This window comes from Enterococcus sp. HY326 (assembly GCF_026157065.1).
Classification (GTDB): domain Bacteria; phylum Bacillota; class Bacilli; order Lactobacillales; family Enterococcaceae; genus HY326.
Genome location: NZ_JANLGQ010000001.1, coordinates 1 through 17916 on the forward strand (window position 1 = coordinate 1; position 17916 = coordinate 17916).

The following is a 17916-nucleotide window of genomic DNA, read 5'->3' on the forward strand; positions in this document are numbered from 1 at the left end:
CCACTCCTTTTCTTTCGGTGGAGCAAGCTCCGGTGAAAGAAAAAGCGTTCGACTTGCATGTATTAGGCACGCCGCCAGCGTTCGTCCTGAGCCAGGATCAAACTCTCATAATAAAAGTGTTTGCACAGTCTTGCGACTGTTAGCTCATTAATTGTTTGCTAGCTTTTGCTTGCAATGTTTATTTTGTCCTTGACTATCAAGGACGCCCTACACATTGGTTCGTTTGCTTTGTTCAGTTTTCAAAGGTCTACATGTTGCAATTCAGCTTCTTAAAAAGAAGTGAATCTGTTGTTTCAGCAACTTTTATATCTTATCAGCTTTGTAGCTGATTGTCAACAACTTTCCAAAAAGTTTTTTTAGAAAAGCTTCGTTGCTGGCTTGTGAATTTTTCAGAAGTTTTGTTATCTTAAACTCCTCATCCTCAAGCGACTTTGTTAGTCTATCATGCCTTTTCAGATTCGTCAACAAGAAATTTGAAATTTCTTAAACGAATTATTTCTTTCACAAGGACAAGATAAAATATACCAATCTTACAGCAAGAATGCAAGAGATAAATCACGCTTTTTGCTATTTTTTTCATTATCAGAACACTCTCTTTAATTCTTTTGAAATTGTTCGGAAATTGAACTAAAAGAAGTCAAAAACTCTCCTCGAAAACTTCAATATTTTACAAATAAAAAAGAGAATTCAAAGATACTACTCTGAATCCTCTTTAGAGATCTGTTATTTTACGACAAGCGGTAACGTAATTCTGAAAATTGTACCGTGACCTACAGAGCTATCAACTGAAATTGTCCCCTTATAATTCTCAACAAGTTGTTTGGCGATTGATAAACCTAACCCGTTTCCACCCTTAGTTCGAGCTCGAGCTTTATCCACTCGGTAAAAACGGTTGAAGATTTTCTTTAAGTCCTCTTCTGTGATTCCTTCACCAAAATCTTGAATAGCTAACTCAAAGGCATTGCTATTACGAGAAATTGAAATATGCACTTCTTTACGATTCGTTGAATATTTGACAGCATTATCTAAAATAATGATGATCAACTGTTCAAAATGATTGCGATAGATTTTAACATCGACTTCTTCATGTAAATCATCATCTAAAGTAAAGGTGAATTCTGGATATAAGATTTTGAAATTATTGTAAACTTGGTAGATAACTTCTTTAGCTTTTGAAGTTTCGTTTTTGTAAAGAATTTCCGATTGCTGTGCTCGAGATAAATCGAGCATTTCCTGAACGAGGGTCTTCATCCGACTAATTTCTTGAAGGCTGGCTAGAATTGATTCATGCAGAATTTCTGGATCATCTTTCCCCCAACGGTTTAACATACTTAAATGGCCTTCGATGACTGCCACTGGTGTCCTGAGTTCATGGGAAACATCCTCTACAAATTGTTTTTGGCTTTCAATATAGAGTTTCATGCGGTCTAACATTTCATTGAAATTCTCTGAGATATCGGCAAGTTCGTCATTTGTCTTGATTTCAGGCATGCGGGCATCGGATTCTGGATCATTACGGATAATTTCCATCGTATTTCTGAGGACTTTTAAGGGTTTCAAAAAGTAACTAGACAACAAAAATCCTAAAAAGCTAGATAAAATTAATGAAATTATTTCTAAGACGACTAGCGTCAGCAATAGACGTTCACGAATTTCGTAAAAGCTACTGAGGCTATAAAAAATTTGGGCATAGCCTACCACTTGATTGGTAGTGACGGAACGTATCGGTTCAACTGAAAGCAGGCCAGTTTCGTTACTGATGGTGGTGATATCCGCTTCTTTGACGTCTGTTCCGGCAAAATCTTGCGTGGCTGCTTGGGTTTGGAAAATCGGGTCCTCTGACAAATTAAATATTGTCAGATTCAAGTCTTCCTGACCTAATTCACTATATAACCCATCAATTCCATAAACAGTTTGATCATTGGAATTATCGGTTACCTCATCGACTGAGTTAAATAGATAGGTCACAACAGAGCTTGTCGATAATTCTTGATCAGCTTGAGCTAGACGAGCTACTGTATCAGTCATTGTTGTTTTAGCGTTGGCCTGCTCCCTTGACGCCATCAGGCTGACCGTTCGTTGGTACGTAATAACAGCAAAAATTGTAAAAACAACGAATATAAAGAAAGAACTTGCCAAGGCCCACTTGACAGTCAAAGAGGGCCCCTTCAGTTCTACTTGTTTTTTATTTATCATGAACGCATCACATAGCCTGTTCCCCGTACAGTTTGGATATAGCTTTCTTCTCCGGGAACGTCAATTTTATTTCTGAGGTAACGAATATAAACATCGACAACGTTTGTCTCAACTTCTGTTTCATAACCCCAGACTTTGTTTAATAAAACATCTCGAGCTAAAACAACATTAATGTTTTCCATTAAGGTTAATAGTAGTTCATACTCACGTTTCGTCAATTCGATAATCTCTTCACCACGACGCACCACTCGATTTTCCTTTTCAATCGTCAAATCACGGTAGGTTAACGTCGTTTGTTTGGCGATATTTTTATCGCCTTCAATATCAATTCGGCGCAACAAAGCTCTTAGGCGGGCTAACAGCTCTTCAATAGCAAAAGGCTTTACGATATAATCATCTGCACCGTGATCTAAACCAGAAACCCGGTCAATTACTGAATCACGAGCGGTCATCATAATAATGGGTGTATTTTTCACCTGACGTACCCGTCGGCAAACTTCTAAGCCGTTTAATTCAGGTAACATTAAATCCAGCAAAATGGCATCCCATTCTTCCTCAAGGGCAGCCTCTAAGCCAGTCCGTCCATTGTAATGAACTTCCGTCGTGTAGCCTTCATGCTTTAACTCCAATTCAACAAAGCGAGCCAAGTTCTTTTCATCTTCAATGACTAGAATACTACTCATTCAATTTTCCTTTCTTCGCTAACATTCTCTTCTGCGAATTATTCTTCGTGGTACCAGCTATAGTGATAAATGCCTTCTTTGTCTGTCCGTTCATAGGTGTGTGCACCAAAGTAATCCCGTTGTGCTTGGATTAAGTTAGCCGGTAAACGTTCTGCCCGATAAGAGTCAAAATAAGCAATCGCTGCTGAGAAAGTTGGTGCAGGGATTCCTGCTTGAACGGCAATCGCCACAACATCTCTAACAGCTTGTTGATATTTCGCGGTAATTTCCATGAAATAGTCATCCAACAATAAGTTTTTCAAATCCGCATCTTTGTCATAGGCATCTGTAATGCGTTGCAAGAAGCGGGCCCGGATAATACAACCAGCACGCCAAATTTTTGCAATTTCGCCAAATGGCAAGTCCCAATCGTATTCTTTAGATGCGACACGTAATTGCGCAAATCCTTGGGCATAGCTCATGATTTTGCTAAAGTACAAGGCTTCACGAATTTTTTCAATCAATTCTGTTTTGTCACCAGCGTAATTATATGGCGCTGGTTTCGGCAAGACTTTGCTGGCTTCTACCCGTTCTTCTTTATAGGCTGAAATATAGCGGGCAAAAACGGATTCCGTAATTAACGATAGCGGAACACCTAAGTCTAATGCATCTTGGCTAGTCCATTTACCAGTCCCTTTATTCCCTGCAGCATCTAAAATAACGTCCACAATTGGTTTGCCAGTGCCTTCATCATCTTTACGAGTTAAAATGTCAGCAGTAATTTCAATAAGGTAAGAATCCAATTCGCCTTTGTTCCATTCGCTGAAAATATCTGCCATTTCTGAAACAGATAAGCCAAGGATGTTTTGCATTAAATCATACGACTCGGCAATCAATTGCATGTCGCCGTATTCGATCCCATTATGAACCATTTTGACATAATGACCAGCACCGTTTGCGCCGATATACGTCACACATGGTGCACCATCTTCAGCTTTAGCCGAAATTTCTTCCAAAATTGGTGCCACTAATTCGTAAGCTTCCTTTTGGCCGCCAGGCATAATAGAAGGGCCTTCTAGAGCGCCTTTTTCACCACCAGAAACACCAGTGCCGATAAAGTTGATGCCAGAATTAGCTAACTCTTCATTACGACGAATCGTGTCTTTGAAGTACGTGTTCCCACCATCGATTAAAACGTCCCCTTTATCTAAGTGAGGCAATAGTGATTGGATGGTAGCGTCTGTTCCTGCGCCAGCTTTGACCATTAATAAAATACGGCGAGGTGTTTCTAATGAATTCACGAACTCTTCTACAGTAAAAGCAGCGTGCAGATTTTTATCCGGATGTTCGGCAATCACTTCTTCAGTTTTAGAACCCGTCCGGTTATAGATAGCGACAGAGTAGCCGCGGCTTTCGATGTTCAGTGCTAGGTTTTTACCCATGACGGCCATGCCGACAACACCGATTTGTTGTTTTGTCATTTTGGTACCTCCTAAAAAAAATGGGAATTCTCCCTAATCCCTCTCATTATATCCTAAGAAATTAATAATTGAAACAAAATAGTATTTGTTTGTGAAAAAAACTAAATAACATTCGTCATAAGAAAACCCCGAGACTCCATGGTTAGTCTCGGGGTTTTCGACATTTCAAAAATGTCTTATGCTTCTTCTTTAGTCATAACGTCTTTTCCGTCATAGTAGCCACAATTTGAGCATACATGATGGCTTTTCTTCATTTCACCACAATTAGGACATTCGTTTAAACCGTTAATGGTTAATTTGTAATGAGTACGACGTTTTGCTTTTTTCGCTTTAGAAGTTTTACGAGCTGGTACTGCCATTGACAAACACCTCCTTTATAAATTTTTGCAGAAAAATCCTGCAAATTTATTCCAATCTAGCGTTTATTTCGAATCATCGTCAGAGAATAATTCTGAAAGTTTAGCTAGACGAGGATCAAGCTGATCTGCTGCTTGTTCTTGTTGTAAAAGATAATCCTCTTCAGACATCACTTGCCACCCATCACCCTCAGGTAATTTGTCCGCATGCTCCTCCGCCTCCGTCAAAACCCGTGTGGGAATTGCCAAGAGTAGATTGTCTTCAATTGATTCATCTAAATCAATTGAATCCTTGTCTAAGATAATAATCTCTTCTTCAGGAATCAAATCCTCTCGCCGATTGTACTGTTCTGGTGTCATGAATACCTCATCCACCGTAAAGTCCATTGGCAAGACTACTGGTTCCAAAGAACGTGTCGAAGGTATTGTGATACTTGTCTGCACCCGATAATGAATAATATAGGCGGCTTTGTCGACAGTTAAAATTCCTTCCACAACAACTGGTTCCAAATCTAAAATGGAGCCATCACGTTTGATTAAATTTTGCTTTAAATCAAGAGTTTCGGAAAATGCTAAAGGAGCTTCCTGATATTTCCGAAGTTCTAATAATGACCATTTCATCTTCTCACCTCTACGCAACAAAAGCTATTATACAGGGCTTAAAAACCTTTGTCAATGAAATTTTCTTGACACCTTTTCATTTTGACTTTTTGTCACTTTTTGTTAAAAAGAGTAGGCAAATTGTTTGAGATATTTTATAGTAATGCTATAGAAAAGAAGGTGTTTACTATGGAAATCATTTCATTTGAAAATGTTTCACTGATTCGGGAGCAGAAAAAATTACTATCAGAGATTAATTGGCAGGTGCGAGAAAAGGAAAACTGCGGTATTTTAGGGCTGAACGGTGCCGGCAAAACTTTGCTGCTGCAGCTAATCACCGGCAGCCTCTGGCCCTCTAAGGGTCGTTTGCAGGTTTTAGGCGAAGTCTTTGGCCACACGTCAATTCCAGAGCTGCAAAAACGGATTGGCTGGGTTTCGACTGCATTGCAATATCGGATTCATGAATCCGAAACTGCTGAAAGAATTGTGTTGTCTGGAAAATTTGCCAGTATTGGTATCTATCAAAAATATTCTGTTGAAGACATGGAGCGGGCTAAAAATATTTTACTTTCCTTTGATGCAAAGCGATTAATCGGGCGTCCTTATAAGCTATTGTCTCAAGGTGAGCGGCAAATTGTCTTAATTAGCCGAGCTTTAATGGCAGACCCAGAGCTGTTAATTTTAGACGAGCCCTGCAACGGACTAGATCTCTTTGCTAGAGAAGAACTGTTAGCCCGCATTGACCGCTTAGCTGCTGAAAAAAATTCACCAGCTCTATTGTTTGTCACCCATCACACGGAGGAACTTTTGCCGACCTTTGATCATCTTTTGATGATTCGGGATGGTCAAATTTTTGCTCAAGGTCAAAGAAAATCCTTATTTACAAAGGAAAATCTATCGGAATTTTATCAAAAGCCGATTCGTTTTCAAGAGATTACACCTGAACGGCTGATGGTTTTACCGGGATAAATTGGTCCTGCAACAAAAAATGAGAATAAAAAATGCAATTACTCGTGTGGATTACATAAAAGGACCAGCAAAAGTTAGATTTTTTGTCTAACTTTTGCTGGTCCTTTTACATTGCATTATTCTAGTTTTTAATGAGAAAAGAGGTGGTGACATTAGTCTCTTTAACAGATGGAAACCCATACCATACTTTGTTTGCGACTGTAGTCCAATAGGTTCTCATCGCAAATTGACACTATTTAATCTTTCTTACAAGATCGTGTCCGTTAAGTCCGTTTCTGTTTTTGACCAATGTCACAACCTCTAAAGAGATTATCTTTTAGATAGCTGTTGTTTGACCACGGTAGACAATTCCACGACGAGGGTCAACGGTGATTAATTCACCATCCGCAATCAGATTGCGGGCATCTTGTGCGCCAACGATAACCGGAATGTTTTTGGCAATTCCGACTACTGCTGCATGGCTTGTTAAGCCGCCTTCTTCAACAACCAAAGCTGCTGCTTTGTCGATAGCTGGCATGTAGTCTTTATCAGTTGTTGGAACAACTAAGACCATTCCATCCTTCGCTTTACCATTTGCTTCTTCAGCAGAGTTCGCAATCACTGCATTGGCAACAACTGCTTTTTCACCAACACCTTGAGCATCTAATAATTTAGAACCGATTAATTGGATTTTCATAACGTTAGTAGTGCCACGTTCACCAACTGGTACACCGGCTGTGATTAAGATTAAGTCGCCTTCTTCAGCAAAGCCTAAATCAACGGCTTTTTTAGCTGCTAAGTCAAACATTTCATCAGTTGTTGTTGGTTTTTCAGCAACGGTTGGGAAGACACCCCAGTTTAACATCAAACCACGTTTGGTTCTTTCATCAAAGGTAACCGCTAAAATATCAGCTTCTGGGCGATATTTTGAAATCATTTTCGCAGTATAACCAGATTCAGTCGCTGCAACGATTGTTTTAACACCTAAGTTTTTCGCAGCACGAGCCACTGATAAACCAATTGTTTCAGTTACATCGGTTTTATCGAATTGATTGATTTGGAAAGTACCCATTTCCGATAAAGCTTGTTCAGCTTCTTCGTCAATTCTAGCCATTGTCGCAACTGCTTCAACTGGGTAATCCCCATTGGCAGATTCACCAGATAACATGGTTGCATCTGTTCCATCAAAGACCGCATTGGCAACGTCAGACGCTTCAGCGCGGGTTGGACGAGGATTTTCTTGCATTGATTCTAACATTTGTGTTGCTGTGATAACAGATTTACCAGCAAGGTTACATTTTTTGATAATACGTTTTTGAGCCAATGGCACTAATTCAGCTGCAATTTCGACACCCATGTCACCACGAGCGACCATGATACCATCAGAAACCTTGATGATTTCATCGATATTATCGATACCTTCTTGTGATTCAATTTTAGAGAAGATTTGCACGTGATTCATATTTTTTTCTTCGATAATTTCACGAATATCTAATACGTCTTGTGCTTTACGAACAAAGCTTGCTGCGATAAAGTCGATATCGTTGTCTAAACCAAAACGGATATCATCCGCATCTTTTTCAGTGATACCTGGTAAGCTGATTGAAACACCTGGTGCGTTGACCCCTTTTCTTGAGCCTAGCATACCAGTGTTTTTCACTTCAACAACTAATTCACGGTTAACAGCATCTTTTTCAAGAATTTGCATGTCAATCAAGCCGTCATCAAATAATACGTGACCGCCCACATGCACATCGTCAAATAAACCAGGATATGTGACAGCGATTTTTTCTTTTTTCCCTTTTAATTCAGGGTCCATTGAAATACGAGTTTTGTCACCAGCTGTAAATTGAATATAGCCAGCACGACCGTAATCCGCTTCAGTTGTGTCTTGAACGGTAGTCCGAATTTCAGCACCTTTAGTATCTAACAAGATGGCAACATCTTTGCCAATTGCTTTTTCAGCTTGGCGAACCATTTCCATCCGACCTAATTGTTCTTCATGGTCTCCATGGGAGAAGTTGAAACGAAATACATTGGCTCCAGATTCAATCAATTGAGAAATAATTTCTACAGTGTTACTGGCTGGTCCTAACGTGCTGACAATTTTAGTCTTTTTCATTACAGAAAAACGCTCCTCTATATTTTTTTATTTTAAATGCATTCTTTCAAGAGCAATTTAACGTTAGAAAGAAATACGTTTATTTAAATCGAATAAAGACAAATCAGGTTTATGCTTGTTGTTTTCTAAAGTATCAATAATATCGGCTGCCACGACTTTGTTTTCAAGCATGCCTACACATAAGCCACCCTTACCTGCCATTAACAAATCAACAGCATAGGCGCCGAATTTACTGGCTAAAACTCTATCTCGTGCTGATGGCGAACCACCACGAACAACGTGACCTAAGATTGATACACGGGTATGGAAATCGCCATAAGCTGATAATTCTTCAGCAAATTGATTGCCCCCCATAACACCTTCCGCCAAAATGATGAGGCAATGTTTTTTACCACGTTCTCGGCCACTTTGAATACTTTTAGCAACTTCTGCCATGTCAAAGTCATGTTCAGGAATAATAATTTCATCAGCCCCACCGGCCACACCTGACCACAATGCAATATCGCCGGCATCCCGACCCATCACTTCAATGACGAAGGTCCGGACGTGGGAAGTCGCTGTATCACGAATTCTATCAACAGATTCTAAAACTGTATTGATGGCTGTATCAAAACCAATGGTAAAATCAGTTCCAGGAATATCGTTGTCGATTGTTCCAGGGATACCAATTGCTGGATAGCCGTGTTTAGTCAAGGCCATTGCGCCATGATAAGACCCATCACCGCCAACAACTACTAAACCTTCAATTCCGAATTTCTTTAATTGCTCGATGCCTTTTAATTGGCCTTCTTCAGTGGCAAATTCTGGATAGCGGGCAGAATAAAGCACGGTCCCACCCCGCTGAATGATATCACCGACATCAGCAACATCCAGTTTACGAATATCTCCAGCAACTAACCCAGCATAGCCATAGTTAATGCCATAAACTTCTAATCCTTCATAAATACCTTTACGCACCACGGCACGAATTGCCGCATTCATTCCCGGTGCATCGCCACCGCTTGTTAAGATTCCAATGCGCTTCATTTATATGTCACCTCATTAGTTTACTTCTCAGACTGAAAACCAGTTTCTGAGTTTTTGAAAATTTGATTTTTCCACGAGACCCATTTTACCATAATCTATTAGGAAAAGTCTTGGTTAACCCCTAAAAAGTTGAAAAAAATGAAAATACTTTACTTCTAATTTGTGATATTTTTGAAAACTACATTTTCATTTCCAAGAAGATACTTCAATTGTTCGGCTGCTTCTCGGCTATCATCTACCCAAAAAGCTTCTGCCAACTGAATTTTGCGCCCACTGCCGGAAAAGAAGACAATCACCGGAATATGCCCGCTGTGGCGCTTTAAAATCCCCTGTAGTTTTTGCAGAAATTCCTTTGTGTCATTTTCAGGAATGACTTTGAGATAGGCAGTTTGATCTGCAATCTGCCCCTCCATTTGACTAGCCGGCTGAATGGTTTCCGCTAATAACTGAAGCTCTTGATTATAGCTGCTCTCTTCAACCTTGCCCTCAAGATAGTAGACCTGATTGACCTCTAAAATACCCATGACCTTACGATACAATTGGGGGAAAATAGTTACGCTAATTTCGCCTGAGCTATCATTGCCTTCAAGAAAAGCCATCAACTCGCCTTTTTTGGTGCGAATCTCCCGTAAATCCCGCAAATAATACAGGACACGATTTTTTTGACCCGCTAGACTATCAGTGATGCTTTGAACTTTTTTCGCTTTGCGTAATTTATGAAAGCCTTCTGTCGGATGCCCAGAAAGATAGATACCTAAATATTCTTCCTCCAAGTTAAGACGCTCAGCCAAGGTATAATCTGGAAGTTCGGCCTCCTTTAATTCCATGATACCTAATAAATCTAGACTACCGCCGCTATATATCGTATTTTGGATTTTACTTTCTAAATTGTTCATTAATTGCTTGCGGTTGGGCTCAATTTCATCAAACACACCAATTGCCACTAATGGCCGTAGATTTTCCAGCTTGAGCCATTTATTATGGGTGCGAATTAAAAATTGGTCAAAGCTAGTATAGCGTCCTGCCGCCCGCCGTTCTTCTAAAATTTCTAAAATAAAGTCGCGACGTAGTCCCTTTAAGCCACTTAAGCCAAATAAAATTTTCCCTTGATCAATAATTTTAAAGCTGTAACTGCTTTGATTGATTGAAGGAGGGATTAATTCCACGCCATTTTTGCGGGCCTCACTGACGTATTCTTTAATTTTTGCTGGATTATGCCGCACCGAATGCAATAGTGCGCCGTAAAAAGGTGCCGGATAATGGACCTTCAAATAGGCCATTTGAAAGCCGACAAAGGAATAGGCAAAAGCGTGGGAACGGTTAAAGCCGTAATTAGCGAAGCGTTCGATATAATCATAGACTTCGTTGGCTTTTGCTTCAGAGTAACCTTGCTTTAAGGCACCACTGACAAAGAGATGCCGCTGTTCATCTAAGACATCTTTTTTCTTCTTGCTGATGGCCCGCCGTAAAATATCGGCTTGTCCCAGTGAAAAGCCCGCCATTTTTGAAGCCACCTGCATGACCTGTTCCTGATAGACCATGACACCATAGGTATTACCTAAAATTTCTGCTAGGCTATCATCGGGATAACGAATCGGCTCTTGGCCTTTTTTCCGGCGAATAAAGGTGTCAATATTTTGCATAGGACCTGGACGATAAAGAGCATTGACGGCGGCAATATCTTCAATCCCATTAGGCTCCAGACGCCTCAGAACATTGCGAATACCTGCTGATTCAAATTGAAAAATTCCGCTAGTAGCCCCTTTTTGAAAGAGCTCAATTGTCGGTAAATCATCTAAGGGAATTTGTTTATAGTCAAATTCAATCCCATACCCTTTTTTGATGCCCTTCAAGGTGTCATCAATAATAGAAAGATTGCGTAAGCCTAGAAAATCCATTTTTAACAGGCCAATGGCTTCCACATCATTCATGGTAAATTGCGTTAATAAGATATTATCGGAACCCGTTTGCAGAGGCACCAGCTCGACTAAGTTTTGATCGCTGATAACAACGCCTGCTGCGTGGGTTGAAACATGTCGTGGCAGACCTTCTAACTGCATAGCGGTTTCTAAGAGCAGTTGATATTTTTCTGATTGACCAGCTAAAGTTTGCAGCTTGTTTGAATCTTCAAGGGCAAGCGGCAACGTAATTTTCAAGCGGTTTGGCACCGCTTGACTCCAGCGATTGGCTTCGCTTTGGGACAACCCAAAGACCCGAGCCACATCCCGCAAGACCATTTTTGCCGCCATGGTCCCGAAAGTCGCAATCTGCGCCATATGAAAGTGACCATATTTTTCTTGCACGTATTGCAAGATTTCATCCCGCTTATTATCAGGGATATCCAAATCAATATCCGGCATGGTATAACGTTCGGGATTCAAGAATCGTTCAAACAATAAGTCATATTGAATCGGATCTACATCGGTAATTTCTAATAGATAAGCCACCAGTGAGCCGGCAGCCGAGCCCCGCCCTGCCCCGGTCACAATTTTATTTTGATGGGCAAAGGCCATGACATCCCAAACAATCAAAAAGTAATCGTCAAAGCCCATGGAGTGAATGATTCCTAATTCGTAATTTAGACGTTCGGTATAACGACTATCTTCAGCGGGCACACGCTTGGTTAGAGCTTGTTGACACAACTTTGCTAGATAGCTAGCAGCAGTTTCCCCCTGTGGCAATTGATAATGGGGCAGTAATTTTTGATGGAGCGGCAATTCAAACTGGCACATAGCCACTAAATTTTCAGCAGCGATAACCGCCTCAGCAAATCCTAAACGTTGATAGAGTTCGGTGATTTCAGCGGCATCCCGTAAAAATTCTGTACCGCGGATATCCCGAAACCCATCATTCAGGTTTTCCTCCAAAGTCGTTCCGTCATTGATGTGCTGCATCACTTTGACGGCAAAGCTCTCATTGGCATTTAGATAGCGAACACTAGGAAAAGCGATTAGCGGCAAGCCTTGCCTTTGAAGCTCGGCTAGCCAAGTATTTTCAGTTTCTAAATCAGGCACTTCCACAGCAAAATAAAATTGCTTGTCGCTAAACAGCTGTTGTAAAAAAGAGAGCCGGCTGGCTGAGGCTTCGTTGAACCGATCATCTGTCCGTAGTTCATTGTCCGCCGGTAAAATCCCGACTAGCTCGCTGAAGTTTTCCCCTTGTTCCTCAAGGAATAATGGTTTGTCATGGGTCATATTATAGGTAGAAAGTTGCAGGAGCTGCTGATAACCAGCTACATTTTTGGCATAGACTACCAGTTGAAAGACGCCATCACGATCGGGAATCTGATAATCCAAGCGCAGGCCAATCACTGGCTTTAGCTGATTTTTCTGGCAGACTTGGAAAAATTCCACCACCGCCGTCAAAACGTTATGGTCAGCAATGGCCAGAGCCTGATAGCCGCGAGCTTTGGCAGTTTCAACCAATGACTTTATTTTTAAAGTGCTTTGCAATAAGGTGAAGCTGGTAGTCGTATTTAACTGAGGCAGCATTCTCGTCATCCTTTCATGAAAATTTCTAAGTTTATCTAGAGAGTTTTCTTTACTTTATTTTATAGATTGTGCTAAACTAATCGTGAGAAAAGAGGTGCAGGTCATGCGTTATGTAGTTACCTTATTTTGGGCTTTTATCTTAGGCCAAGTGATTAGTTATATTGCCAGCTCTTTAGCGGCCACTGCCTTTGATTTTAAAATTTCGACAATTGTTTCACTGATTGCCGGTGTTATCATTATTTTAATTCGTTACGGAGCCAAACCCCACACATCTTCAAATCAATCTTAAATATAATCGAAAAACCAGTTACATGCAATGATTCACTGTTATTAGCTAAGCCTCTGACATAGAGCCATAGAGCGCTTAGCTAACAGCTGTTTGCAACATGTAGCTGGTTTTTTATTATTCTTCATTTTGATACTTAATCAAAATTTCGTTTCAATAATCCTCTAAAATTAAACAGGGACAAGAAGATATTCATTAAAACAAAAGCACTGGTCACAAGAAAAACACTAGCGTAGCCTAAGGTTGAAGCAACTGTTGAGCCTACTAATGGACCTAAGACCTGACCAAAATTATTGAACATTGTATTGTAGCTATAAATCCGGCTGACTCCTTCAAAGGGGGTGATTTTGCCGATTAAGGTGTTAATAGAAGGCATCAATGCGCCGGTGGAAAAGCCTAGTAAAAAGCGCAGAGCCCCCAATTGAAACGGCGAGGTTACAAAGGCCATCGGCACAAAGCATAAGAAGGACAAAATCAAGCCGCCTAATAAAACCCGGTGGCTGCCGTAACGATCGCCTAAGCGCCCTAAAATAGGTGACGAAATCATCGCCGATACACCGGCAATCGAAACAATCAGCCCGCTGACAAATAAAATATTGTTCATATCACCGCTTAATTGGCGAATATAGAGAGTCAAAATCGGTGTAATACTCGTGACCCCTAATTGTAAAATCAAGGTGGTGATAAACAGGCCGATTAAGATTGATTTACGATCAATCTTGGCAAATAATTCCTTGGAGGACATCATCTCGCCCTTTGGCAGCGGCTGGAAATCTTCCTTCACTAAGAAGACTGTCAGTAACGTGGTGATGGCTAACACCACTCCTGTGATAATAAAGACATTGCTCATGCCAAACCATTGGGCTAAAGCGCCACCTAAAGAAGGCCCGATTAATGAACCCGCAACTGCACCAGTTGACAAAGTTCCCAGTGCCCAGCCGCTTTTTTCTTTGGGAGCTTGAGAGGCAATCATGGCGGTTGCATTTGGAATATAGCCAGATAAAACTCCTGTCAAAAATCGCATGGCTAATAGCCAATAAACATCTGGTACAAAAGCTAAGGCCCCCATGGAAACGGTCATACCGGCAGCCGCCCGAATCATCATCATTTTACGACCCCGCCGGTCAGCTAAATTACCCCAGATTGGTGAGAAAATAGCGGCCGCAAAAGCGGTAACTGAAATTGCCAGACCAGAAAATAACTCGACTTGGTCCGCCGGTGTATGTAATTGTTCAATATAAACAGGAATAAAGGGCATTACCAGACTAAAACTTGCCCCTGTGAAAAAACAGCCAATCCAAGAAATCAATAAATTCTTCCGCCAATTAATCTTCATAATACCTCTTTACCACCCTTTCATTTCTACTATACTCCTTTTTCAGCAAAAAGTAAGAATATTTTCAAAATTTCCGACGGGATTTCTCCAATTGAGAAAACTATAGGACATAGCAAAAGGTGTCCAGCCGATTCTTCATTGACCGGTGAATCCTTTTGCCTGTCCTATAGACTTCAGAGGGGGCGGCAGCTGCTTTTCAACTGCAGCTTTTCCTAGCTAAAATGAAAAGCGTCTGCCTTTTATGAAAAAACAAAATAAATCTTGGAGGAAACTAGTTTAAAAGGGTTAAGCCATCTTTTAAGACAGCCTCACCGTCCAATGTTTCATAATCATCTTTTTTGATAAGCTTATAAGGAACGGCTTTGTAGTTCAGAAAATCTTTTAAGCGGGCAATTTCATATTCTGATTGCGGTCCAATCATTAAGACATCGACCTTTTGGTTTTGAATAATCTGTTCGGCGATAATTGCCGGTGCCGAATAGATGTGTAGATTTAACCGTTGTTCATCGGCTGCTGTCTGCATATTTTTTACCAGCAGACCAGAAGTGATTCCGGCTGTACAAATCAGCAGGATGGTTTTTGCATTTGGATCGACCATACTTTTGCCTCCTTAAGAAATTTTCCGTTTCTTGTTGTAAATATCTAAGACAACTGCCAAGAGGAGAATCAAACCTTTAATGGCTTGTTGCCAATCGACACCAACACCAAGAATTGACATCCCATTATTTAAGACACCCATTACTAAACCACCGACGATTGCCCCCATAATCGTTCCGATACCACCAGAGGTAGAAGCACCACCGAAGTAAACGGCAGCCATCGCATCTAATTCCATGGATTGACCGGCTTGAGGTGTGGCAGCGTTCAAGCGGGCTGCTAAAATCAAACCTGCTAAAGCGGCCATCATGCTCATGTTGACAAAGACTAAGAACGTAATTTTTTTCGTCTTAATCCCGGAAAGCTCTGCGGCTTTTTTATTGCCCCCGGTTGCATAAATCTGACGACCAGCTACGGTTTTATTAGTTAAAAATCCATAAACAGCAACGATAACGCCCAGTAAAATCAAGATAACTGGATAGCCTTGATAAGAGGCAAAGATATAAGAGACACCTAAGAAAACAACAGCTGTAAAGCCAGCTTTTAAAAGGAAAGTCGTCATAGATTCTACTTCAAATTCATTTTTGCGGCGGCGTTCCCGTGCCCGCCATTGATTAAAAATTAAAATAGCTGTGATAATAAAGCCAATAATCATGGAAAGGAAGTGAATATGTTCTCCTCCCATAATGTCTGGCAGATAACCTGTCGAAATTTTTTGGAAGGATGTTGGAAACGGTGCTAAGGACTGACCACCTAAAACAACTTGTGTTAAACCACGGAACATTAAAAGTCCTGATAGAGTAACGATAAACGCGGGAATCCCAACGTAAGCAACCCAGAAACCTTGCCAAGCACCAATTGCTGCTCCAAGCAATAAACAAGCAGGTACGGCAATCCATGGGCTCATGTTATTATTAACCATCATTAAGCCGGCCATTGCACCGACAAAAGCCATCACGGACCCGACAGATAAGTCAACGTGCCCTAAGAGAACGACTAACAACATACCAGCTGCCAAAACTAAGATATGGCTATTTTGCAAAACCAAGTTGGTAATATTTAACGGCCGCCAAAAGATTCCTTCTGTCATTACTTGAAAAGCAATTAAGAGGACAATGAGAATAATGACCATGCTATATTTACTAAAAATTTCTAAGGCTTTGTCTTTTAAGGAGCTACCTTTTTTTTCTTTCAATTTATCAGTTGATTCCATTTAAACCACACTCTCTTCCAAAGTCATAAGATTCATCAGCATTTCTTGATTCGCATCCACCCGCATCACTTCACCGGTCATGCGGCCTTCATTCATGGTGTAAATCCGATCACACATCCCTAAAATTTCCGGCAGCTCAGAAGAAATAATACAAATTCCTTTACCGGCAGCTGCCATTTCCTCAATGATGGTATAAATTTCATACTTGGCCCCCACGTCAATTCCCCGGGTCGGTTCATCAAGAAACAGGATATCCGGTTCCGTCATCAGCCATTTTGACAAGACAACTTTTTGTTGGTTCCCGCCACTGAGACTACTTACTTTTTGGAAAATCGAGCTGGCTTTGGTATGCATCCGCTTGCGATATTCCTCAGCATCGACAATTTCCTTTTCTTTGTCGATGACACCACCATGACTAATTTTCCCGAGACTGGCAATCGTCGTATTTTCACGAATGTCCATCAAAAGGTTTAAACCGAGTGCTTTGCGGTCTTCTGACACATAGGCTAGGCCGTTTTTAACGGCGGCCGGCACATCTTTAACCGAAATTTCTTGGCCATCTTTAATCACTTGCCCTGAAATATTGCTACCGTATGAATGACCAAAAACACTCATGGCAAACTCTGTCCGACCAGCTCCCATCAAGCCGGCAATACCGACAATTTCACCTTTGCGAATATGGAAATTGATGTCTTTATTGATCACCCGCGAGCTATCAATTGGATGATGGACTGTCCAGTCTTTGACTTCAAAAAAGACTTCGCCGATATTCGGATGCCGCTCAGGATAGCGATTCGTCAAATCACGACCAACCATGCCTTTGATGATGCGTTCTTCAGAAATCATTGAATTTTCCAATGTTTCAATCGTTTCCCCATCCCGCAAAATGGTAATGCGGTCAGCGACACTAACGATTTCATTAAGCTTGTGAGAAATAATAATTGAAGTAATTCCCTGATTTTTAAATTCTTTAATTAAGCCAAGTAGATTGGCACTTTCCTCCTCATTAAGGGCGGCCGTTGGTTCATCTAAAATCAACAGACGTACAGATTTAGAAAAAGCCTTGGCAATTTCAACCAATTGCTGTTGACCCACACCGATTTGAGAAACTAAAATATTCGGATTAATTTTAAGTCCGACAGTCTTTAAAAGATTTTCGGTTTTCTTTTCCGTTAATTCCCAATCGATAACGCCGTGTTTGGCTTGTTCGTTGCCGAGAAAAATATTTTCTTTAATGGATAAATAAGGGCTTAAAGCTAATTCCTGATGAATAATCACAATCCCTTTTTCTTCACTATCTCTTAAATCTTTAAACTTACAGACTTCGCCTTCATAAATAATGTCGCCTTCATAACTGCCGTAAGGATACAATCCGCTTAACACATTCATCAACGTTGATTTGCCGGCGCCATTTTCGCCGCACAATGCATGAATTTCTCCCCGTTCAATTTTCAGATTGACATTACTTAAGGCCCTCACTCCAGAGAACTCCTTGACGATATTATTCATCTCCAGGATATAATCTGACATTGATTTCACCCTCTCTATCAAGTACCTTGAAACTTTGGTTTTAATTTCACATCTCTTAAAGTAAATTTGCGC

The 17916-nt window shown here is 40.7% G+C and carries 14 protein-coding genes and 1 rRNA gene; 2 read left to right on the forward strand and 13 right to left on the reverse strand.

The annotated features are described in order from the left end of the window. The 6 genes from ORH16_RS00005 to ORH16_RS00030 all read right to left on the reverse strand — a co-directional run. Window positions 1-113 (reverse strand): 16S ribosomal RNA (locus ORH16_RS00005); the annotation flags it as partial. Window positions 114-723: 610 nt separating this feature from the next. Next, on the reverse strand, window positions 724-2196 hold the full coding sequence (locus ORH16_RS00010) for a sensor histidine kinase (RefSeq protein ID WP_265455104.1): 1473 nt from the start codon (window positions 2194-2196) through the stop codon (window positions 724-726). After that, a complete protein-coding gene (locus ORH16_RS00015) occupies window positions 2193-2879 on the reverse strand; it encodes a response regulator transcription factor (protein ID WP_265455106.1) in 687 nt (228 codons plus the stop codon). The genes ORH16_RS00010 and ORH16_RS00015 overlap by 4 nt, the downstream gene beginning before the upstream one ends. 38 nt (window positions 2880-2917) lie before the next feature. Then, window positions 2918-4339, reverse strand: a complete 1422-nt coding sequence (gene gndA, locus ORH16_RS00020; RefSeq protein ID WP_265455108.1) for an NADP-dependent phosphogluconate dehydrogenase — start codon at window positions 4337-4339, stop codon at window positions 2918-2920. 176 nt (window positions 4340-4515) lie between these two features. Next, entirely contained in the window at window positions 4516-4698 is a 183-nt protein-coding gene (gene rpmF / locus ORH16_RS00025; protein WP_265455110.1) for a 50S ribosomal protein L32, read from the reverse strand. A gap of 63 nt (window positions 4699-4761) precedes the next feature. After that, a complete protein-coding gene (locus ORH16_RS00030) occupies window positions 4762-5316 on the reverse strand; it encodes a YceD family protein (protein ID WP_265455112.1) in 555 nt (184 codons plus the stop codon). Between the two features lie 168 nt (window positions 5317-5484). Between ORH16_RS00030 and ORH16_RS00035 the strand changes: the two genes are divergently transcribed. Next, complete coding sequence (locus tag ORH16_RS00035; RefSeq protein ID WP_265455114.1) at window positions 5485-6264, forward strand: ABC transporter ATP-binding protein; 780 nt, start codon at window positions 5485-5487, stop codon at window positions 6262-6264. A gap of 316 nt (window positions 6265-6580) precedes the next feature. Here the strand turns inward: ORH16_RS00035 and pyk are convergent, their stop codons facing one another. The 3 genes from pyk to dnaE form a co-directional block, all read right to left on the reverse strand. Next, the gene (pyk, locus tag ORH16_RS00040; protein WP_265455116.1) at window positions 6581-8365 is read right to left on the reverse strand and encodes a pyruvate kinase; all 1785 of its coding nucleotides are present in this window, start codon (window positions 8363-8365) and stop codon (window positions 6581-6583) included. A gap of 63 nt (window positions 8366-8428) precedes the next feature. Next, window positions 8429-9391, reverse strand: coding sequence for a 6-phosphofructokinase (pfkA, locus tag ORH16_RS00045; protein ID WP_265455118.1), 963 nt, complete (start codon window positions 9389-9391; stop codon window positions 8429-8431). Between the two features lie 155 nt (window positions 9392-9546). Next, window positions 9547-12882 (reverse strand): DNA polymerase III subunit alpha, encoded by a 3336-nt coding sequence (gene dnaE, locus ORH16_RS00050; protein ID WP_265455120.1) that lies wholly within the window; start codon window positions 12880-12882, stop codon window positions 9547-9549. Window positions 12883-12985: 103 nt separating this feature from the next. On the opposite strand from dnaE, the gene ORH16_RS00055 reads away from it, so the two are divergent. Further along, a complete protein-coding gene (locus tag ORH16_RS00055) occupies window positions 12986-13171 on the forward strand; it encodes a YjzD family protein (protein ID WP_265455122.1) in 186 nt (61 codons plus the stop codon). A 133-nt stretch (window positions 13172-13304) separates the two neighbouring features. Here ORH16_RS00055 and ORH16_RS00060 read toward each other — a convergent pair whose 3' ends face one another. The 4 genes from ORH16_RS00060 to mmsA form a co-directional block, all read right to left on the reverse strand. Next, window positions 13305-14504, reverse strand: a complete 1200-nt coding sequence (locus ORH16_RS00060; protein ID WP_265455123.1) for a multidrug efflux MFS transporter — start codon at window positions 14502-14504, stop codon at window positions 13305-13307. A gap of 271 nt (window positions 14505-14775) precedes the next feature. Further along, a complete protein-coding gene (locus tag ORH16_RS00065) occupies window positions 14776-15102 on the reverse strand; it encodes a PTS sugar transporter subunit IIB (protein ID WP_265455125.1) in 327 nt (108 codons plus the stop codon). 12 nt (window positions 15103-15114) lie between these two features. Beyond that, a complete protein-coding gene (mmsB, locus tag ORH16_RS00070) occupies window positions 15115-16314 on the reverse strand; it encodes a multiple monosaccharide ABC transporter permease (RefSeq protein WP_265455127.1) in 1200 nt (399 codons plus the stop codon). After that, complete coding sequence (gene mmsA / locus ORH16_RS00075; RefSeq protein WP_265455128.1) at window positions 16315-17844, reverse strand: multiple monosaccharide ABC transporter ATP-binding protein; 1530 nt, start codon at window positions 17842-17844, stop codon at window positions 16315-16317. It abuts the gene before it with no gap. Window positions 17845-17916 lie beyond the last annotated feature (72 nt).